Annotated in this window: 19 protein-coding genes; 9 read left to right on the forward strand and 10 right to left on the reverse strand. The window is 65.4% G+C overall.

The genetic code is table 11. The annotated features are described in order from the left end of the window. Positions 1-157 precede the first annotated feature (157 nt). The 7 genes from mrtJ to ACN9MW_RS19895 are packed head-to-tail and all read left to right on the forward strand — an operon-like array spanning position 158 to position 7,979. Positions 158-493 (forward strand): JDVT-CTERM system glutamic-type intramembrane protease MrtJ, encoded by a 336-nt coding sequence (gene mrtJ, locus ACN9MW_RS19865; RefSeq protein WP_426162228.1) that lies wholly within the window; start codon positions 158-160, stop codon positions 491-493. Positions 494-519: 26 nt separating this feature from the next. Beyond that, positions 520-3,102 carry a choice-of-anchor D domain-containing protein gene (locus tag ACN9MW_RS19870; RefSeq protein WP_426162229.1) on the forward strand — a complete coding sequence of 861 codons (2,583 nt, stop codon included), beginning with the start codon at positions 520-522 and terminating at the stop codon, positions 3,100-3,102. Continuing rightward, positions 3,099-3,317, forward strand: a complete 219-nt coding sequence (locus tag ACN9MW_RS19875; RefSeq protein WP_426162230.1) for a DUF4266 domain-containing protein — start codon at positions 3,099-3,101, stop codon at positions 3,315-3,317. Before ACN9MW_RS19870 ends, ACN9MW_RS19875 begins: the two co-directional genes overlap by 4 nt. Before the next feature lie 11 nt (positions 3,318-3,328). Next, positions 3,329-4,474 carry a DUF3570 domain-containing protein gene (locus ACN9MW_RS19880; protein ID WP_426162232.1) on the forward strand — a complete coding sequence of 382 codons (1,146 nt, stop codon included), beginning with the start codon at positions 3,329-3,331 and terminating at the stop codon, positions 4,472-4,474. Further along, positions 4,468-5,358 carry an FAD:protein FMN transferase gene (locus ACN9MW_RS19885; RefSeq protein ID WP_426162233.1) on the forward strand — a complete coding sequence of 297 codons (891 nt, stop codon included), beginning with the start codon at positions 4,468-4,470 and terminating at the stop codon, positions 5,356-5,358. The genes ACN9MW_RS19880 and ACN9MW_RS19885 overlap by 7 nt, the downstream gene beginning before the upstream one ends. A 3-nt stretch (positions 5,359-5,361) precedes the next feature. After that, entirely contained in the window at positions 5,362-7,236 is a 1,875-nt protein-coding gene (dsbD, locus tag ACN9MW_RS19890; protein WP_426162235.1) for a protein-disulfide reductase DsbD, read from the forward strand. Continuing rightward, on the forward strand, positions 7,233-7,979 hold the full coding sequence (locus ACN9MW_RS19895; protein ID WP_426162236.1) for a carbonic anhydrase: 747 nt from the start codon (positions 7,233-7,235) through the stop codon (positions 7,977-7,979). The genes dsbD and ACN9MW_RS19895 overlap by 4 nt, the downstream gene beginning before the upstream one ends. 2 nt (positions 7,980-7,981) lie before the next feature. On the opposite strand, the gene ACN9MW_RS19900 is transcribed toward ACN9MW_RS19895, so the two are convergent. Further along, the gene (locus ACN9MW_RS19900; RefSeq protein ID WP_426162238.1) at positions 7,982-9,004 is read right to left on the reverse strand and encodes a diguanylate cyclase domain-containing protein; all 1,023 of its coding nucleotides are present in this window, start codon (positions 9,002-9,004) and stop codon (positions 7,982-7,984) included. An 8-nt stretch (positions 9,005-9,012) separates the two neighbouring features. Further along, the gene (locus ACN9MW_RS19905) at positions 9,013-10,377 is read right to left on the reverse strand and encodes an MBL fold metallo-hydrolase RNA specificity domain-containing protein (RefSeq protein WP_426162239.1); all 1,365 of its coding nucleotides are present in this window, start codon (positions 10,375-10,377) and stop codon (positions 9,013-9,015) included. Between the two features lie 148 nt (positions 10,378-10,525). Between ACN9MW_RS19905 and ACN9MW_RS19910 the strand changes: the two genes are divergently transcribed. Both ACN9MW_RS19910 and ACN9MW_RS19915 read left to right on the forward strand, forming a co-directional pair. Beyond that, on the forward strand, positions 10,526-11,872 hold the full coding sequence (locus ACN9MW_RS19910) for an amino acid permease (protein WP_426162240.1): 1,347 nt from the start codon (positions 10,526-10,528) through the stop codon (positions 11,870-11,872). After that, a complete protein-coding gene (locus ACN9MW_RS19915; RefSeq protein ID WP_426162241.1) occupies positions 11,872-12,702 on the forward strand; it encodes a hypothetical protein in 831 nt (276 codons plus the stop codon). Before ACN9MW_RS19910 ends, ACN9MW_RS19915 begins: the two co-directional genes overlap by 1 nt. Before the next feature lie 81 nt (positions 12,703-12,783). Here the strand turns inward: ACN9MW_RS19915 and ACN9MW_RS19920 are convergent, their stop codons facing one another. The 8 genes from ACN9MW_RS19920 to ACN9MW_RS19955 all read right to left on the reverse strand — a co-directional run bounded on the left by ACN9MW_RS19920 (position 12,784) and on the right by ACN9MW_RS19955 (position 19,989). Further along, entirely contained in the window at positions 12,784-13,347 is a 564-nt protein-coding gene (locus ACN9MW_RS19920) for a hypothetical protein (RefSeq protein ID WP_426162242.1), read from the reverse strand. After that, the gene (locus tag ACN9MW_RS19925; RefSeq protein WP_426162243.1) at positions 13,344-14,657 is read right to left on the reverse strand and encodes a peptidylprolyl isomerase; all 1,314 of its coding nucleotides are present in this window, start codon (positions 14,655-14,657) and stop codon (positions 13,344-13,346) included. Before ACN9MW_RS19925 ends, ACN9MW_RS19920 begins: the two co-directional genes overlap by 4 nt. Beyond that, positions 14,657-15,682: a phospholipase gene (locus ACN9MW_RS19930; RefSeq protein ID WP_426162245.1), complete on the reverse strand. Its 1,026-nt coding sequence runs from the start codon at positions 15,680-15,682 to the stop codon at positions 14,657-14,659. Before ACN9MW_RS19930 ends, ACN9MW_RS19925 begins: the two co-directional genes overlap by 1 nt. An 87-nt stretch (positions 15,683-15,769) precedes the next feature. Further along, complete coding sequence (locus ACN9MW_RS19935; RefSeq protein WP_426162246.1) at positions 15,770-17,443, reverse strand: methyl-accepting chemotaxis protein; 1,674 nt, start codon at positions 17,441-17,443, stop codon at positions 15,770-15,772. Between the two features lie 85 nt (positions 17,444-17,528). Further along, positions 17,529-18,449, reverse strand: coding sequence for a hypothetical protein (locus ACN9MW_RS19940; RefSeq protein WP_426162247.1), 921 nt, complete (start codon positions 18,447-18,449; stop codon positions 17,529-17,531). 80 nt (positions 18,450-18,529) lie between these two features. After that, positions 18,530-19,168 carry a dienelactone hydrolase family protein gene (locus tag ACN9MW_RS19945; protein ID WP_426162249.1) on the reverse strand — a complete coding sequence of 213 codons (639 nt, stop codon included), beginning with the start codon at positions 19,166-19,168 and terminating at the stop codon, positions 18,530-18,532. Positions 19,169-19,210: 42 nt separating this feature from the next. Next, positions 19,211-19,573, reverse strand: a complete 363-nt coding sequence (locus ACN9MW_RS19950; RefSeq protein ID WP_426162250.1) for a DUF5329 family protein — start codon at positions 19,571-19,573, stop codon at positions 19,211-19,213. After that, the gene (locus tag ACN9MW_RS19955; protein ID WP_426162251.1) at positions 19,570-19,989 is read right to left on the reverse strand and encodes a hypothetical protein; all 420 of its coding nucleotides are present in this window, start codon (positions 19,987-19,989) and stop codon (positions 19,570-19,572) included. The genes ACN9MW_RS19950 and ACN9MW_RS19955 overlap by 4 nt, the downstream gene beginning before the upstream one ends. Positions 19,990-20,041: the final 52 nt, after the last annotated feature.

Here is a 20,041-nt window from a genome sequence, read left to right on the forward strand (position 1 = left end):
CAAGCCGCATGCACTTTTCTCCTTTTTACGCCTGTGAATACACAGCCGGAGCAAAAAGGTTCAAAGAATTTTCAAAAATATTTTCACACCCGATTTTGAACCATTTTCGCGTGCGCCGGTATTGACCGTAACAACATTGACAGAATGTTCAGTACCTGTGTTCGCTCAAACTGCCGTCTGCGGCCCCGCCCTGCTCTCGCCTGACCTGGCCGCCGTGCTGCGCCTGCTGGTGCTGGCGCCGCTGCTGGAGGAATGGGTGGTGCGCGCGGGATTGCATGCATGGCTGTTGCCGCGCTCGCGCGGCGCAGTCGCGGTGCTGGCCAGTGCGGCGGCCTTCAGTGCGCTGCACCTGGGCTCCGGCCCGCTGGCGGCAGCGCTGGTGTTCGGGCCGGGCGTGATGTTCGGCCTGGCCTACCAGCGCTGGCGCGACTGGCGGCTGTGCTCCCTGCTGCACAGCGCATGCAATGCCTGGGCCCTGTCGATGTGCGCATGAACCAATTACCAACCACGGGAGCTCCGATGAAACATCACCGACTTTGGGCTTTGCTGGCACTGGGCCTGGCGCAAGCCGCGCATTTCGCGCAGGCCGCCGATGCCCTGAACGGCAAAAGCCTGTACCTGAACGGCCCCACTTCAGGCGGCACCACCTGCTCCGCCTGTCACGGCGCAAACCCGGCCGCCAACGTCAATAACGTCCTGGCGGGCGCTAACAACCCCACCGTCATCAGTTCTGCCTTCGCAGCCAACAAGGGCGGCATGGGATCGCTGTACAACGGCAAGTTCACGGCGGCGGAAGTTGCCGACCTGGCAGCCTTCATCGGCAACCCCAACGTGACGGCGGCGCCGGCGGCTTCGGTGGCGCCGTCCACGCTGTCCTTTGGCGGCGCGACGGTGGGCCAGGACAGCGGCGCCCTGTCCACCACGCTTTCCAATACCGGCTCGTCGGCGCTGAACATCAGCGGCCTGGCGGTGGGCGGCGGCAATGGCGGCGACTTCCGCATCACCGGCGGCACTTGCGCTTCCGGCCAGGCCGTGGCGGCAGGCAGCAGCTGCAGCGTGCAGCTGGTGTTCCGCCCGACCGCTTCCGGCGCCCGCAGCGGCGCGCTGACCATCAGCCACAATGCCACGGGCGGCTCCAGCAGCGTCACCCTGTCCGGCACCGGCAATGCCGTGGCGCAGGCCACGCTGTCGCTGTCGGCCACGGCGCTTGATTTCGGCGCCCTGCTGACCAATGCTCCGGCGCAGCGCACCCTGACCCTGACCAATAGCGGCCAGGCGGCACTGAGCTTTTCATCGATCGGCGTGAGCGGCGCCCAGGCGGGCTTCATGACGCTTGGCGGGACTTGCGCGACCACGGCGCCGCTGGCCATTGGCGCCAATTGCACCGTGGTGGTGCAGGCACTGCCCACCACGGCAGGCGCCTTCGCTGCCAGCCTGAACCTGGCGTCGAACGCCAGCAATGCGAATGTGGCGGTCGCGCTGTCCGGCAACGCGTCCGCACCGGCTCCTGCCATCGACGCCAGCCCGAGCGCCGTTGCCTTCGGCCTGTGGACCATTGGGGCGGCTCCGATCGTGCAGCCTGTGACGCTGAATAATCGCGGCAACGTGGCCCTGGCCTTCAGCACCATTGCCGTCAGCGGCGCGCCCGGCATCACCATCGGCAGCGGCGGCGATTGCGGCAGCAGCCTGGCCGTTGGCGCCAGCTGCACCGTGCCGCTGTCCTTCGCCCCGGCGGCCGCAGGCAATGTCACCGGCACCTTGCTGGTACGTTCCAACGCAGCCGACCTGTCGGTTGCCGTCACCGGCGTCGGCACCACTTCGCCGGTGGCACGCCCGCAACTGAGCAACAGCGGACCGCTGGCCTTCGCCAATACCCAGGTGGGCCAGCAGTCTGCCGCGCAGCGCGTCACCCTGGCAAACAACGGCACGGGTTCCATGAAAATTGCTTCGCTGGTCCTGGGCGGCAGCAATCCCGGCGACTTCGCGCTGGCCGGCAGCTGCGCCGCCGATGCCACCCTGAGCCCTGGCGCAAACTGCACCATCGATGCAAGCTTCAAGCCGACTGCGGCCGGCGCGCGCAGCGCAGACATGCAGCTGGTCACCGATGGCGGCGCCCAGTTCACCGTGCGACTGAACGGCAACGCCAGCGCGGTTCCCACTCCCACGCCATCGCTCGGTCTTGCGCCGCAGGCCTTCGACTACGGCAGCACCGCTGCCGGCGGCGCGGGCGTCGTCAAGCGCTTCACCCTGTCGAACACTGGCTCCGCTGCCCTCGTATTGAGCGGCATTAGCTTCAGCGGTCCATTCGCCGTGGCAACCGGCGAAGCCAATGCCTGCGGCGCCTTCCCGTTGACGCTGCAAGCCGGCGCCTCCTGCGAACTGCCGGTGCGCTTCACGCCAACCGCAGCGGGCAGCGCCAGCGGCGGCGCCACCTTGCAGGCGACCGGCGCAAGCTGGCAGCTCGCGCTGACCGGACAGGGTTCGAGCGAGGCGGCGGCCGGCGCGACTCAGAATCGCGGCGGCGGCGGATGCTCTTCGATCAGCGGCGGCAACGATCCGATGCTGGCCGTGCTGGCCGTGCTGGCGGCCGCGGTGCTGCTGTGGCGCCGCCGCCAGGCGCGCATTCTGGCGGCCGCCGCCGCGCTGGCGGTAGGCGGCCAGGCGATGGCGCTGGAACCGGGCCAGGCGGCACCGGCCTTTTCGCTGAGCGGCCCTGCAGGCACCGTGAAGCTGGAGCAATACCAGGGCAAGCTGGTGTACATCGATTTCTGGGCATCGTGGTGCGGGCCGTGCCGCCAGTCCTTCCCGTGGATGAACGAGATGCAGGCCCGCTACGGCGGCCAGGGCTTGCAGGTGGTCGGCATCAACGTCGACGCCAAGACCGATGACGCGCGCAACTTCCTGACCGCGACGCCTGCCAGTTTCGTGATTGCCTTCGACCCGAGCGGCACCGCGCCGCGCAACTACGGCGTCAAAGGCATGCCGAGCAGCGTGCTGATTGGGCCGGACGGCAAGGTGCTGTATGAACACAGCGGCTTCCGCCCCGCCGACCGCACCGTGCTGGAAGCGCGCATCAAGAGCGCACTGGGAGTACGTCAATGAGCGCCCGCCTGCTTGCGGCCTGCGCCGTGCTGGCCGGGCTTTCCGGTTGCGCCGTGAAACCCGTCCAGCCCTGGGAGAAAGGCGAACTGGCGCGCACCGACATGCTGCTCCAGGGCGACAGCCTGGAAACGCGCTTCAACGAACACATTTACGCCAGCAAGGAAGCGGCATCCGGCGGCAGCGCCGTGGGCGGCGGCGGATGCGGCTGCAACTGACAAGGAAGACCATGGAAAACAAACCACAGAACGGCATGCCCGTCGGCCAGGCCTTGCTGGCGGCGGCCATGCTGCTGCCGGGGATCGGCGTCGTGCATGCAGAAACGCCGCCGGAACGGGGCAGCATCGGCGTCAAATACCTGTATTACAAGGAAGACCAGCCGGGGCTGGACCGGGTGCGCGTGCATGCGCCGGCGGTGTCGGTGCTGGCCCCGGTCGCCGGCGAATGGTCGGTGGCCGCCAGCGCCACGGTGGACGACGTGTCGGGCGCTTCTCCGCGCTACCACACAGCCGTCTCCGGCGCCTCGCGCATGGACGACTTGCGCAAGGCCGGCGACGTGACCGTCACGCGCTACCTGCCGCACGGCACGGTCGGCGTGTCGGCGGCGTATTCGACCGAGCATGACTATGTATCGCGCGCGCTGTCGATGCAGGCGTCGCTTTCCAGCGAGGACAAGAACACGACCTGGAATTTCGGCGTGGGCGGTTCGGACGACAGCATCAACCCCGTCAACCATATCGTGCAGGACGCCGGGCGCCAGACCGTCAGCGTGCTGGCAGGGGTGACGCAGGTCCTGACGCCGGTCGACGTGGGCCAGTTCACCCTGACCCACACCCAGGGGCATGGCTACTATTCCGACCCGTACAAGATGGCCGACAACCGGCCGGACAAGCGGCGCCAGGATACCGCCCTGCTGCAGTGGAACCACCGCTTTGTCGCGCTGGGTGCGACCAGCCGGCTCAGTTACCGCTTCTACCGCGACAGCTTCGGCATCAGCGCCCACACGCTGGGCGCCGAATGGGTGCAGGGATTCAGCGATGGCTGGACTGTTACGCCGGCCGTACGGCTGTACACCCAGCGCGCAGCCGACTTCTATTTCGACCCGGTCTATGACCGCACCCTCGGCGAGCCCTTCCCACCCGGCTACGTGTTCGGCAGCGGGCAGGCCAGTTCCGCCGACCAGCGCCTGTCCGGCTTCGGGGCGGTCACGCTCGGCGTCAAGCTCGCCAAGCAGTTGAACCGGGACTGGGCGCTCGACTTCAAGGTCGAGCGCTACGAGCAGCGCGGTTCCTGGCGCGTGTTCGGCAGCGGCAGTCCAGGCCTGGCGCCAATGCGCGCGGTCAGCCTGCAAATCGGAGTGACACGGCAGTGGTAAATCCGGTCTACACGATCGACTTCCAGGCCATGGCCAGCCGCTGCGAGATCCGGCTGGCCGCCGCCAACGGCGCCGAGGCACGGGCATTGGCCGAGCCGGCGCTGGAGGAAGTACGGCGGATCGAGGCCAAGTACTCGCGCTATCGCCCGGACAGCATCGTGAGCCGGATCAATGCGGCAGCCGGCCTGGCGCCGGTCGACTGCGATGACGAGACCCTGGCCTTGCTGGAGTATGCCGATGCCGTGCATCGCAGCAGCGGCGGCCGATTCGATATCACCTCCGGCGTGCTGCGCAAGGCCTGGGATTTCCGGCTCGGTGCCGTGCCTGCGGCGGGGACGCTGGAGCGCTTGTTGCCGCTGGTCGGCTGGCAACAGGTGCGGCGCGAGGGCGGCAGCGTCCTGCTGCCCCGCGTTGGCATAGAGCTGGATTTCGGCGGCTTCGGCAAGGAGTATGCCGTGGACCGCGCGGCGGAAATCCTGATCGCCCAAGGTGTGCAGCATGGCTACGTCAACCTGGGCGGCGACATGCGCTTTCTCGGCCCCCGTCCGGATGGCGCCGAGTGGAGCATCGGCATCCAGCACCCGCGCGATGCCCGGGCCACCATCGCCAGCGTGCCTTTCAGCCGGGGCGCCCTGGCGACCAGCGGCGATTACGAGCGTTTTTTCGAAGCGGATGGGCGGCGCTATTGCCACATCCTTGATCCGTACAGCGGCATGCCGGTGTCGTACTGGCGCTCCGTGAGCGTGGTGTCGCCCATGGCCATCGCCGCCGGCAGCTGCAGTACCACGGCCATGCTGCTGGAGCGGGACGGGCTGGACTTTCTTGAACAGTCAGGCTTGTCCTACCTGGCCATCGACCAGGATGGCCGAATTTTTCGGAGATGAATAATGAAGTTCCTCATTAAATGGCTGGCGGCGCTGCTGCTGGCTGCACTTTTCGGCAACCCTGCCCTGGCCGATGATTTCCTGGCGCCGGAGCAGGCCTTTGACCTGCGCGCCGAACTGCGCACCGACGGCCAGCTTGCCTTGCACTGGACGATCGCGCCCGAGTACCACCTGTATCGCGATCGTATCAGCCTGCACAGCGACGGCGCCGTAGTGCCGGTCCTGCTGCCGCCCGGGAAGCGCAAGTTCGACGAGAATTTCGGCAAGGAGATGGAAACCTATGCGGGCGGACTGGCCTTGCAGCTTCCCTGGCAGGGCCGCTCCACCGCCACCTTGACGGTCGCCTACCAGGGTTGCGCCGACGCAGGCTTGTGCTACCCGCCGGCCGAACGCCGCTACCGCATCGATCCAGCGCGCCCGGGCGTGCTGGAAGCGCTGCCGGAAGCGCCGCCCGGACAGGCCGCGGGCACCGCTGCCGCAAGCGCTCCGGCGGCGAATGCCGGCGTGGCGCAGGCCAGTGCCCCGGTGGCGGCCGAAGATGACACCTCGCTCGCCCAGCGCACCCTGCAAAGCGGCAGCGCCTGGCGCATCGGCGCGGCATTCCTGGTGTTCGGCCTGCTGCTGTCGTTCACCCCATGCGTGCTGCCGATGGTGCCGATCCTGTCCTCCATCATCGTCGGCGAAGCGCAGGTGACGCGCAAGCGCGGCCTGCTGCTTGCCGCTGCCTACAGCCTGGGCATGGCCCTGGTCTACACCTCGCTGGGCGTGGCGGCGGGCCTGGCAGGCGAAGGCCTGGCCGGCGCGCTGCAAAAGCCATGGGTCCTGATGACCTTCGGCGCCCTGCTGGTTGCCCTGGCGCTGTCGATGTTCGACGTCTACCAGCTGCAACTGCCAAGCGCCCTGCAAACCCGACTCAGCTCCGCCAGCGGCAACCTGTCCGGCGGCCGCCTCGCCGCCGTGTTCACGATGGGCGCCGTGTCGGCCCTGATCGTCGGTCCCTGCGTGGCCGGCCCGCTGGCCGGCGCCCTGCTGTACATCAGCCAGACCGGCAATGCCCTGATCGGCGCCGGCGCCCTGTTCGCCATGGCATGCGGCATGAGCGTGCCCCTGCTGCTGACCGGCCTGTCCGCCGGCAGCCTGCTGCCGCGCGCCGGCGCCTGGATGAACCACGTGAAGAAGGTTTTCGGCCTGCTGCTGATCGCAGTGGCGATCTGGATGGTCAATCCGGTGCTGCCGGTAACCGCCAGCATGGCGCTGTGGGGCGCCTTCGCCATCCTGTGCGCCGCCTTCCTGCGCGTCGGCGAAGCTGTCCCGCAAGGCGCCGGCGCGGGCGCCTATGCAACGAAAGCGCTCGGCGTCCTGATGCTGCTGGGCGGACTGTTCGAGCTGGTCGGCGCAGCCAGTTCCGGACGCGACGTGCTGCAGCCGCTGGCGCACCTGCGCGGCGGCGGGAACAGTGCTACCATGGCCGCCGCGGGCACGGGCCAGCCACACGATGCCGAAACCCGCTTTACCCGCGTGCGCACGGTAGCCGACCTTGACCAGGCCCTGGCCAGTGCCAAGAAACCTGTCATGCTAGACTTCTACGCCGATTGGTGCGTCTCATGCAAGGAGATGGAACGCCTCACCTTCACCGACACGCGCGTGCAAGCGGCCATGCAGGACATGCACCTGCTGCAAGCCGATGTCACAGCCAACAGCGAAGAAGACCGCGCCCTGATGAAACGCTTCAGCCTTTTTGGACCGCCCGGCATCGTCATGTTCGACGCTAGCGGTAATGAAGTTCCTCAAGCGCGCATCATCGGCTACCAGCCACCCGAAAAATTCCTGCGCCGCCTGGAACTGGCGGCCAACAACCCTGAAAGGACCACTCAGTGAAACGCACTCTCTCCCTCCTGCTCAGCGCCGCCCTGCTGCCTGCCGCGGCCTTCGCTGCAGACAAGCCGGCACACTGGAGCTATGACGGCGCCACCGGCCCGCAGAACTGGGGCAAGCTGGAACAGGACTTCAGCACCTGCAAGCTGGGTCACAACCAGTCGCCGATCGACATCCGCAAGACCAGCAAGGCCAAGCTGCCGCCGCTGGAATTCGCCTACAGCCCGTCGCCGCTGAAGATCCTCGATAACGGCCACACCATCCAGGTGAACTACGCCGCAGGCAGCAGCGTCACCATCGACGGCAAGCGCTACGACCTGCTGCAATTCCACTTCCACAAGCCAAGCGAAGAAAAGATCAATGGCCGCAGCTACCCGATGGTGGCGCACCTGGTGCACAAGAATGAAGAAGGCAAGCTGGCCGTGGTAGCGGTGCTGTTCCGCAAAGGCGCCGAGAACCCGCTGGTGCAAACCCTGTGGGATGCCTTGCCGAAGGAAAAAGGCGAAGCACAGGAAGTGCCCGGCGCGAGCATCGATATCGGCAAGCTGCTGCCTGCCGCGCAAGGCTATTACAACTTCGCCGGGTCGCTGACCACTCCGCCCTGCAGCGAAGAGGTCAACTGGTTCGTGCTGAAAAATCCGGTTGAAATGTCGGACGCCCAGCTGAAGCGCTTCGCCCAGGTCTACAAGCACAACGCCCGCCCGGTGCAGCCGCTGAACGGCCGCACCGTCCAGGAAAGCCTGTAGATTCAGCAGCGCGCCTGCGCCCGCTTGCAGCGGTCGCGTCCCTGCCGCTTGGCGGCATACATGGCCGCATCGCTGCGCCGCAACAGCTCTTCGGCCAGTTGCGCATCATACGGAAACACGGCCAGCCCGATGCTGGCCGATACGAAGGCCGGCTGTTCTCCCGCCAGCCGCACCGGTGCGCGCACTGCCGCCAGCGCACGATCCAGGATCTCCTCCGCCTCGCCCACATCGTTCAGGCCAGCGAGCAGCAGCACGAATTCGTCGCCGCCCAGGCGCGCCACGGTATCGTTGGCCCGCACCACCTGCTGCAGACGTCCCGCCACTTCCACCAGTACCGCGTCGCCAGCCTCGTGGCCAAACGTATCGTTGACGTGCTTGAAGCCATCCAGGTCCATCACGCAAACGGCCACCAGCTTTTCGGCACGCGCCGCAAAGGCCAGCGCCTGCTGCAGGCGGTCTTCCATCAGGCGCCGGTTCGGCAGGCGCGTAAGCGGGTCCATGAAGGCCATCTTTTCGATCTCTTCCTGGCGGGCGCATTCATCGGTAATGTCGGTAAACAGGCCGAAATAGTGCTGCACCCTGCCGTGTTCATCGCGCACCGCGCTCAGGGTCAGGTGTGCGGCAAACAGCGTGCCGTCGGAGCGTTTGTCCCATACCTTGCCCTGCCACTGGCCGGTTCCCAGCAGGCCTTGCCACATCGCCTTGTAGAACTCGGCGTCCTGCCTGCCGGACTGCATGATGCGCGGATGCTGGCCCACCAGCTCGTGGCGCGCGTAACCGCTCATGGCAGCGAAGGCGCGGTTGGCCTCGACGATGCGCATGTCGCGGTTGACCACCAGGATGCCTTCCGATGTCGCATCGAACACCTTGGCCACCAGGTGCTCGCGCGCCGCGGCGCTGCGCATGCGCTGGCGCAGCAGCCGGGAAATGCTCGTCACATGGCGAAACATCAGCCATGCCGTCAGCGCCGCGGCCAGCAGGGCGCCGCACAGTGCGGCAAGCGAGATTTCCAGCAAGGCCGCCATGGCATCCCCTACTCCAGTACCACCTCTTCCAGGTAGTCCGGCACCCGGCATGGCCAGTGGAGCTGTTCCGAAATGCGCAGCCGCAGGGCATCGGCCGCCGCCGGTTCGCCATGGGTGACGAACACCTGGCGCGGCGTGGCCGAAGAATGCGAGAGCCAGCCCAGGATTTCGTCGGAGTCGGCATGGGCCGACAGGTTGCCGATCAGTTCGACCTTGGCCCGGATCGAGTAATACTCGCCGTGGATCTTGACCGAGGTTTCGCCGGCCAGCATGCGGGCCCCGCGCGTCCCTGCCGCCTGGAAGCCGGCAAACAGGATAGTGTTGCGCGAATCGCCGGCAAAGGCTTTCAGGTGGTGCAGCACGCGGCCGCCGGTAGCCATGCCGCTGGCGGCAATGATCACCATCGGCGCCTGGCGCCGGTTCAGGGCCATCGACTCTTCCACGCTGTTGACGATGTGCGCCACGTGGCCCAGGGCGTGGCAACTGCGTTCGTCCAGCCGGTGCTGTCCCTGGTGCTTGATATAAAGCCGCGTGGCATCCACCGCCATCGGGCTGTTGAGGTAAACGGGGAGCGCGAGCGGGATGGCGCCTGCCTCCTTGAGCCGCCAGATTTCATACAGCAGTTCCTGCGCACGTCCGACGGCAAACGAAGGGATCACGGTCACCCCGCCGCGCGCCGCCGTCCTGCTGATGACGTCGGCCAGCTTGCTGCCGGGGTCGGAGACGTCGTGGCGCCGGTCGCCGTAAGTCGATTCCACCACCAGGTAGTCGCATTTGCCAAGCACGGTCGGCGGCCGCATGATCGGATCGTTGGGCCGCCCCACGTCGCCGGAAAACATCACGGTCCGGCTGTTGCAACGTACCGAAACCGACGCGGCGCCCAGGATATGCCCGGCCAGCTGGAAACGCGCCATCATGCCCGGCGCCGGCGAAAACTCCTGCCCGAACGGCACCACTTCCAGGTGCTCCAGCGCGCGCAGCGCGTCCGCTTCCGAATACAGGGGCAAAGCCGGCTTGTGCTTGGAGAAGCTGTGGCGGTTCGCATACAGCGCTTCCTCCTCCAGCAGCCGGCCGCTATCGGGCAGCAGGATGCGGCACAAATCGCGCGTCGCCTCCGTGCAGTACACCTTGCCGCGGAAGCCGGCGCTGACCAGCACCGGAAGGAAGCCGCTGTGATCGAGGTGGGCATGGGTCAGCACCACGCTGCGGATGGCCTCCGGCGGCACCGGGAAAGCATCCCAGTTGCGCAAGCGCAGCTGCTTATAGCCTTGGAACAGGCCGCAATCGACCAATACCTGTTCGTCGCCATGGCGCAATAGGTATTTGGAGCCGGTGACGGTGCCGGTGGCACCAAGGAATTTAAGTGTGAGCATGTTTGCAGCATATCCAAGCCGACGCACAAAATATTTGATCCAGGTCAAAGAGAAGTCTTGCGAAATGCGGCAGTGCGAAAATGACATTGTTGCCTTGCGAGGATGTAGAATCAGGGCCTTTGATCTTTTCGACACCAGGACGCCATACATGACAGAACTGAAACGGGGCCTGAAAAGCCGCCATATCCAGCTGATCGCGCTGGGCGGCGCCATTGGCACGGGCCTTTTCATGGGCATCGCCGACACCATCAAGCTGGCCGGGCCTGCCGTGCTGCTTGGCTACGCGGTGGCTGGCTTCATTGCCTTCCTCATCATGCGCCAGCTGGGCGAAATGGTGGTCGACGAGCCGGTCGCGGGTTCCTTCAGCTATTTTGCCGACAAATATTGCGGCCACATGGCCGGCTTCATGTCAGGCTGGAATTACTGGGTGCTGTACGTGCTGGTCAGCATGGCCGAGCTGACGGCAGTCGGCATCTACGTCCAATACTGGTGGCCGGGCATTCCCACCTGGGTCAGCGCCCTCGCCTTCTTCCTGATCATTAACGCCATCAGCCTGGCCAATGTGCGCGCTTACGGCGAAATGGAATTCTGGTTCGCCATCATCAAGGTGGTAGCGGTGGTCGGCATGATCGTGTACGGCGGCTACCTGCTGGTGTCCGGCAACGCCGGGCCGGAAGCGACCGTGGCCAACCTCTGGCAGCACGGCGGCTTCTTCCCGAACGGCGTGTCGGGGCTGATGATGGCGATGGCAGTGATCATGTTCTCCTACGGCGGCCTGGAACTGGTGGGCATTACCGCCGCCGAAGCCAGCAACCCTTCCGAGACCATTCCCAAGGCGACCAACCAGGCCATCTACCGTATCCTGATCTTCTATGTCGGCGCATTGGGCGTGCTGCTGTCGCTGTACCCCTGGCAGAAGGTCGTCACCGGGGGCAGCCCGTTCGTGATGATCTTCCACGCACTAAACTCCAACTGGGTTGCGAACATCCTGAACGTGGTGGTGCTGACCGCCGCACTGTCCGTGTATAACAGCGGCGTGTACTCCAACAGCCGCATGCTGTACGGCCTGGCCAGGCAAGGCAATGCACCGAAAGCCCTGCTGGGCGTGAACAAGCGCGGTGTGCCCTTGGCGGCGCTGGGCGTATCGGCCCTCGCCACCGGCATTTGCGTGGTGCTGAACTACTTCATGCCGGGCAAAGTGTTCGGCTTCCTGATGGGACTCGTGGTTTCGTCGCTGGTAATCAACTGGGGCATGATCAGCTGGATCCACCTGCGCTTCCGCGCCCAGAAAAAGATCGAAGGGCACGAGACGGGCTTCAAGAGCTGGGGCTACCCGCTGACCAACTACCTGTGCCTGGCCTTCCTGGCCGGCATCCTGCTGATCATGTACATGAGCGAAGGCCTGCGTATTTCGGTGTACCTGATCCCGGTCTGGCTGCTGGCACTGTACATCGGCTACCGCCTGCGCGGCGTGCCTGAAAAGGCGGCGGCGTAATGCCCAAGGTCGCACTCCTGACGATCCACGGCATGGGCGAGCAACCGCTCGACTATGCCGACGACATGCGGCGCGCGCTGTCGCACCGCATGGGCGCGGCCTTCTCCGACGTCGACGTGCATAGCGTGTATTACCAGCACCTGCTCAAGCCCAACGAGCTCGATGTATGGAACCGCACGCGCGAGCGCTCCACCGTGCGCTACGAACAGCTGCGCAAATTCATCCTGTTCGGCTTTGCCGATGCGGCAGGGCTGGAAAATCGCAAGGAATACGACAATTCGGTCTACGAGCAGGCGCAGATGGAGATTGCGCGCGCCCTGCTGGCGATTCTTGCCAACCGCGGCCCGGAAACGCCGATCGTGCTGCTGGCGCATTCGCTGGGCTGCCAGGTCATGTCCAGCTTTATCTACGACGCGCAAAAGCGCGCCGGCGGCGGTGCTGTAGCCGCCGGCATCTGGAAGCCGGGCCGCATGGCCGACAGCCTGACAGCCGAGCAGCGCAAGTTCCTGCAATGCGGCACGGTGCGCACCTTCGTGACGACCGGTTGCAATATCCCGGTCTTCGTCTCCGCCCACCAGCGCATGGACGTCAAGCCGATCATCAAGCCCAATCCAGCATTCACCTGGCTCAACCTGTACGACCCCGACGATGCACTCGGCTGGCCCTTGCAGCCGCTGGAAGGCGGCTACGAAACCCTGGTCGAAGACCGCGTCGTCAACGCCGGCCAGGGCATCCTCGACTTCATGACCAAGAGCTGGAACCCGCTCTCCCACACCGCCTACTGGACCGACGACGAGATCATCAAGCCCTTGGCCAGCTTATTAGTTTGAAAGTCGGGGTCAGGTCTGGCAATCCGCCATTCTTTTCGCAATGCGAAAAGAATGGCGGATTGCCAGACCTGACCCCGACTTTTATCTTGAACGCATGTTGTCGGCGGCTTGGCGCTGCTGTTCGATGCGGCGGATCTTTTCTGCAACTTTGGCCAGCTCCTCAGGCGGCACGCCGGCTTCGCGACCTTGCTCGAGATCGGAATGCAGACGGGCTAGTTCGGGGACTGCGGCTTGGGCGTAGGCCGCGGCCAGGCGCTGTTTCTGCGCCAGCTCATGGGCGGCGTAGGCTTGCGGGTCGGCCATTACGCTGGCGTCGGGGTGCTCGGCCGGGGCGTCGTGCTGGATCGGCGGGGTGCGGGCATCGCCGGATTCCCGTGCCTGGGCCAGCGAGAGCCAGGCTGGCGCCCGCGCGTCGACCGGCGGGATCGGCACGCGGCGCAGTCCATCGCCTTCGCCCGTATCAGCCATCGCCGGACGTTCGCCAGCCCCCGGTGCGGGCATGGGGGCCGGCGGTGCGGGCTTGGGTGGTGTGACGGCGGGCGCCTGGGGAGGGGGCGTCGTTTCGCGAACGCTGGCGAAGTACCATTGGCCAACGACGGCGGCGACAATAGCGGCGATGACGGCGATGGCTTGCCAGTGTTTCATGGCGCCTCTGCGATTTCAATGCGCACTGTGCGGCGCGACTGTTCGATCATCTGGCTTAGCTGCTGCCTGGCTTTCTGCAGCGCGATCATGCGGCTGGCCTGGTAGCGCACTGTTTCCGATTGCAGCGGGTGGGCGCCATGGACCTGTTCTTCAACGAGCACGATTTCCCAGTAGGCGTTCTCGTTCGGGCCGACCGGTGCCCGGACCGGGGCGGATGGCTTGCCCGGCGGCTGGCTGAAGGCGAGGCTGGCCAGCCAGTCCTTGCTGCCGTCGGCGCTGATCCAGCCAAGGTCGCCGCCTTTGGCTGCGTCGCCGGCGCGCGACATGCGGCGTGCAGTGGCGGCGAAGCCTGCGCCTTGCTGCAATGCCCTCACCGCACGCTGCGCCTGCGCTTCGTCCGCTACCTGGATGTGGCGGGCGCGGACCCTGTCGACGCGGGCGAACAAGTCCTTGTGCTCGCGGTAGAAGCCTTCAATCTCCTGCGCACTGACTTCGCCGGACAGGCGGTTCAGCAGCGGGCTTCCGGCGTCGGTATCGAGGCCGACGCCGTGCAGGTTCTGCAGCGCCACCACCGTGTCGCCATCCTCGATGACCTTGCGCAGGTCCGCCACGGCTTCGGCGCCGAAGCGTTGTCGGGCCCAGTGCAGCACGAATGCGTTGGCGACGATGCGGCGTGCCTGCTGTGCTGCGACGCTGGCCGGTTGCTGCGACAGCGCCAGCCGCCCCTGGACGTTCTGGCGGTGGTACACGTCGTAAAGGGTGACGCTCGCTGGTTCGCCGCCGGGAAGCCGGTAGCGCAGGACGTCGGCCTTGCCGGCCAGGGACTGCTGTTCGGCGGTCAGCGCGATCTCCAGCTTCAAGCGGCCCTGGCGGCCGAAAATGGCGTCCAGCTGCGGCTGCGACATCGGCGGCTGCGCGATCACCAGGCTCTCCAGCGTGGCGCCCGGCTGCGCCTTCACGGCGGTGTCGATGTCCTTTCCATACACTTCGCGCAGGGTTGCGACAAGGCGTTCTTCCACCATGACTTCCGGGGCAAAGGCTACCGTGGCGCCGGGCTGCTCTTTTGGCGCTGCGTTGCCGGCACGTGCCGCCAGCAGGCGAACCTGGATGATGTCATCCAGCACCGCCCGCCGCTCCAGCGAGGGCTTGGCGGCGCGGCGCTGTTGCCAAAGGGCGTCCAGCGTGAAGGCATAAACCGGCTCGCCGTCGATGCGGGCGGCGATGGCGGCGCCGGGCGCGGTGGGGCCCGCCACCGCGCTTGCTCCGGCGAGCACTGCGGCGACGGCGGCGACGAAGTGGCGGGCGGCCATCAGTTGGCCAGGCGCTCGGCGGCGCGGTTCAGCACGTGGACCACCATGGCGATCGAGTGCGGAATCATCTTCTTGCCAACGACCACGCGGTCGCCATGCGCAGTCGACGACAGCACGATGCCGCCGTTCGCGTACGAATAGGTGCCGCCCTGGGTCAGCAATGGACGAATATCGCTGCCGCTTGCAGCCACCGGCGTGAAATCAGCCATGGCGGCAGTCACCAGCGCCGAGTCGTTCAGGCGTTCGCTGTCGTAGTAGTCGTACACCCATTGCTCCCAGCCCGAGTGGTCGTGGGCGGAAGTGGTCCAGGTGTGGTGCGGCTGCAGCAGGTCGGTGGTATGCAGCACGAAGCCGAGCGACTGCGCGGTCGGCTGCGCCAGGAATTGCGAGAACCAGTACTGGCCCAGGTTGTCGATCGGCTGGAATGGCGCCGCTTCGAAGTCGGCATACATGGACGCGGTCGAATAGCCGCCCAAGCGGTAGTGGGCTTCGGTGATGCCGTAGGCGTTGTATTTGCTTCCGTCGCCGAACCAGCCTTTCAGGCCGCCGGCGCCGTCGTCCAGGTAATCGCCATACAGCCAGCTCGCCGCCAGGTTGTCGATGTCGCCTGCCACCGCCATCTTCGCGTAGTTGTAGCCGCCGAACGGATTGCCGTGCACATCGCGGCCGGAGGTATGGTTCTGGAAATGCCAGAAGGTGGTGTACTTGACGATGCTCGCGCCGGCGCCCCACACCGGCGCCAGCTGGCAATTGCCGGTGGTGGCGCCGCAGATATAGGTGTCGGCAAAGTCGTCCACGTCGTACGCGCCCTGCCCCAGCGCTGCCGCGAACTGGTCCATCGTGTAACCGGCGCGCGTGACGCCGGAGAGCAGCTTGTTGTAGTTGGTGGTACCAGGATTGGCCTTCATGTAATTGACTGCGTCCAGCACGATACGACGGTGCGTTTCCTGCTGCCATGCGTGGGCCGGAAGGCTTACTGCGGATGCTGCCAGCGCGAGGCTGGCAGCGATGGTGCTCAGTTTCATCTGGTGTCTCCTGGTTGAAAAGAGTCCAGACGATAGCGTCAATTTATGACGGACAGATGAAAAAGTATTCTAAAAATATTAACAAACTCAGAACTGCTCCCACTCGTCGCCGGCGGTGGCGCTGGCAACCTTGCGCTGCCGCGCCGGGCGCACCGCAACGGCGGTGGAAACGGGCGCGCTGCTGGCAGCGCGCAGCACCGGCGCAGCCTTCAGGTGGGCGGCGCCGATGCGGAACGCGCTCACCGCGCGGGCCAGGACTTCCGCCTGGTCCTGCAAGGCTTGCGACGCCGCCGCGGTTTCCTCCACCAGCGCCGCATTTTGCTGCGTGACCTGGTCCATCGAGGTAATCGACTGGTGCACCTGGGCGATGCCTGCGTTCTGTTCCGCGGTGGCGGCGCTGATCTCGGCCACGATGTCGGATACCTGCTTCACGCTGGCCACCACGTCGCTCATGGTGTCGCCGGCGCGCACCACCAGCCTGGTGCCGGAATCGACCTTCTCCACGCTGTCGTCGATCAGCGCCTTGATTTCCTTGGCCGCCGCGGACGAGCGTTGCGCCAGGCTGCGCACCTCGGTTGCCACCACGGCGAAGCCGCGCCCTTGTTCACCGGCGCGGGCCGCTTCCACCGCGGCGTTCAGCGCCAGGATATTGGTCTGGAAGGCGATGCCGTCGATCACGCTGATGATGTCCACGATCTTGTGCGAGGAGGCATTGATGGACGCCATGGTGTCGATCACTTCCTTCACCACCTCGCCGCCCTGCACCGCGATCTGCGAGGCGTTCTGCGCCAACTGGTTGGCCTGGCGCGCATTGTCCGAGTTCTGGCTCACGGTGGAGGTCAGTTCCTCCATGCTGGAGGCGGTTTCCTCCAGTGCCGCGGCCTGCGCCGAAGTACGGTTATTCAGGTCGCCGGTACCTGCTGCGATCTGGCGCGAAGCGGTGCTGACCGCATCGGCCGCCGACCTGGCCGTGCCCACCACGCCGCCGATTTCACCGAGCAGCTTGTTGAAGGCCACGCCGGCATAGCCGATTTCATCCATGCGCTCCACCTCGACCTGGTGCGTCAGGTCCAGCGAGGAACTGACGTTTTCCATCGTGCCCTGCATCCTGTCCAGGCCACCTGTAATCACCAGGTACATCTTGTAGCCCATGAACGCCACCACCAGCAGCACGGCCACGGTGACCGCTACCAGGATGGTCAGCGCCTTCGAGTAATCCGCATCGCTGTCGGCCTTGACCTTTTCAATCAGCTTCTGGTTGTAGGCGACGTGGTCATCCAGGCTTTTCTTGACGCCGGCCGCGCCCAGCGCCAGCGGCGAGCCAGCCACCAGGGTGGCGCGCACGGCGTCCATGTCGCCGGCATGCGAGGCGGCGATAAACGGCACCAGCGCCTGGCGGTAGGTTTCCATTGCCGCCTTGTCCTGCTCCAGCATCTTGCGGTCGGTCTCGTCGAAGACGTTGTTCTTCGCGTAATCGGCCAACACCTTGTCGAAGTTGGCGTGGGCGTCGTTGTAGGCCTTGTCCAACGCGGCCTTGTCGGGCAGGTTGGAAAACACCGACAGGCGGTAGCCGGCCAGGCGGCTGTCGCTCACCGCCGCCTTGGCGGCATTGATGGCTGAAACGCTGGGGATCAGGCGGGTCTGCACCAGCTCCATGCGGCGCTGGGCATCGCGCAGTTGCCAGATGCCCTCGGCGCCGACGAACAGCAGGCCAATCAGGGCAATTGCCAGGGTAATGATCAGTCGGTTGCTGATTTTCATGATGGGGTTTCTTCCTATGCAAGTGAATCAGTATCGCAGTCTTAGAAACCTGGCCGGCGCACGCTACCAGCTTACAGCCTTGCCCTCAGAATTGTGTCGCCAGTGATTCGTGGAAGATTGGCGGCTGGACATCCGAACCGAAGCCGTTGTCCAGTTCCTCCAGGCGACGCTGCGGTACTTCCTTGAGGTCCGCAATCTGCGGCGTCCAGCGCAGCAAACGGTCGGCATCGAAGCGGTCGACCGCGCAGGCAATCGCATAGCCGCTCATAGCGCTGAGACGGCTGCGTGCCTGGGCTTGCGCCTCGCGAATTGCCAATACATAACGTTCGACAGTCAAGCCGGTGGAAGGCGCCTTGCCGACCCGTTCGCGCAGACGGGACAGCAGATCGGTGTGCGTCGCAAGCAGTTCCATCAGTCCGCTGCCCGGCCGTGCAGTCGTCACATCGTGCTCGCCACGCATCAGGTAGGTGACAGCCATCGGCTTATGGTTGCTGGTGACCACACGAATGCTGCCGCCCACCATCGACATGATGCTGAAATAGATCCCATCGTTCAGCGCAGCCTTGCCTGCCTGCGGCAAGAGCTTCAATTGCTGGATTTCGATGATCATGCTGCCTTCGGCGTCCGTGAACATGGCAGCGACGCCGGCCAGGGTTGGCGCACTTGGATAGGTTGTATAGTCGCCAAGCGGGCGGAAACCGCGGGTGGCGAGCTGGGTCGCGTAATCGTCGATCAGGCTCCAGTCGACCTGCTTGCGCGCTTGCTCGCTGTCGCGATCAATATGCACGTAAGAGGCGAGGTCCTGCAGGCGAGACAGCAGGCCTTTCCTGATCTTCCAGGCAGTGCGCAGGAAGGTCAGCACGCCGACACTGCAAATCAGCATGCCTGGCCAAAGCATGCCGCCGGGTGCGCCAAGCAATGGGATGAGAATGGCAGCCAGCGCGGCACAAACAACGCTGTTGACTAATGAATTCCTGAACATTGCCTTCTTCAAATGCAGCGCCATACGCTCTCCCAATAGATGGGGAAAATTATAGCGATGCAGATGGGGTTAAAAATGCACGCATTCTCACCATTCTTCACCATTCATGATGAAAGGTGCTGGCTGAACCAGTCGCGCGCCAGGCGGGCCACTTCTTCCAGTGCGCCCGGCTCTTCAAACAGATGAGTCGCCCCGGGCACGATGTCGATGCGTTTTTTGCAATTCAGCTGGAGGTAGGCCGATTCGTTGAGTTCGATGACGCCTTCATCGCGGCTGCCCACGATGAACAGCGTTGGCGCCGTCACGCGCGCCAGCGCCACCTGCCCGGTCAGGTCGGGCCGTCCGCCACGCGAAACGACGGCCGCCACCCCGCCCTTGCGCTCAGCGGCCATTTGCAAGGCCGCTGCGGCGCCGGTACTGGCGCCAAACAGGCCAAGCGGCAGGCCGCGCGCCGCCTCGGACGCCGCCAGCCAGTCGGCCGCCATGCCAAGGCGTTCGGTCAGCAGGATGATATTGAAACGGATGCGGTAGACGTCGTCCTCGGCAGGCGTGAGCAAGTCCATCAGCAAGGTGCCGATGCCGGCCGTGCGCAAGACGCCGGCCACGAAATTGTTGCGCGGGCTGAAGCGGCTGCTGCCGCTGCCATGCGCGAACAAGACCACGCCCTTCGCCCCTATCGGCAGGTCGAGCGTGCCTTCCACTTCTCCGGCGGGCGTGGCGATGCTGGCGGTCTGGTGGTGCATGGCGGGCTGTCCTCCTGGCCCACTATACCGCTAGCCTCGCAGTCAGTGCGCGCGGATGGCTTTCAGCTCGGCGCTCAGCCAGGCCTTGCTTTCTACCGGCGCCGCCGCGCCGCACTTGACCGTATATGGCTTGCCGCTCGAGCTGCTGGCGCTGGCGCCAAGCTCGATGAACTGCTCGGCGTTCTTGACCAGGTCTTTCTTCTCGAGATATTCCAGCTTGCGCAGCAGGTGGGTCCTGGCGTCGGCGCCGCTATACCAGCTGCCGTTGCGGTTGAACTGGCAGCCGGACGATTGCAAGCGCGTCAGCAGCGCGTCGACTTCGGCACGCGCCGGCGCCGGCAGCGGCGCGGCCTGGACGCTGGCGCCGGCCAGCGCGAAGGCGAGGACGAGGATCTTGCGCATCATTTCTCCTTCTTGCGAACTTTATAAGGCGCGAGGATGTTGCCGCAGCGGATATTGCCGGCAGCGACGCGAGCATTGAAGGCATGCAGCTCTTTTTCCAGGCTGGTGCCGGCCGCGTTCAGGCTCGCTGCCTGGGCGTTCAATTCATCCTGACGGGCATTGTATGCGGCGACGGCCGCGTTGTCGGTCCGATTGACCTGGGCCGATGCGGCTTCGTGCGCCGACAGCGCGGCCGAAGTGCGCTCCAGTGCCGCTTCATGCTCGCGGAAGCGGCGCGCCAGGGCCTGGCGCTGGGGACGCAGTTCGCCCTCCTCCGCCATGCAGGCTTTATAGGCCGGGGTATCGGGCTGCGGCGGCATCGGCTGGGCGAAGGCGGCGCCGGCAAAAGTGGTCGCGGCAGCAGCCGCGGCGAGTATCATATATTTCATCTGTGGGGCAAGGACTTTTAAGGCAACAAACAATTCAGATTTA

The organism is Pseudoduganella sp. R-34 (genome assembly GCF_049904655.1).
Classification (GTDB): Bacteria; Pseudomonadota; Gammaproteobacteria; order Burkholderiales; family Burkholderiaceae_D; genus Rugamonas.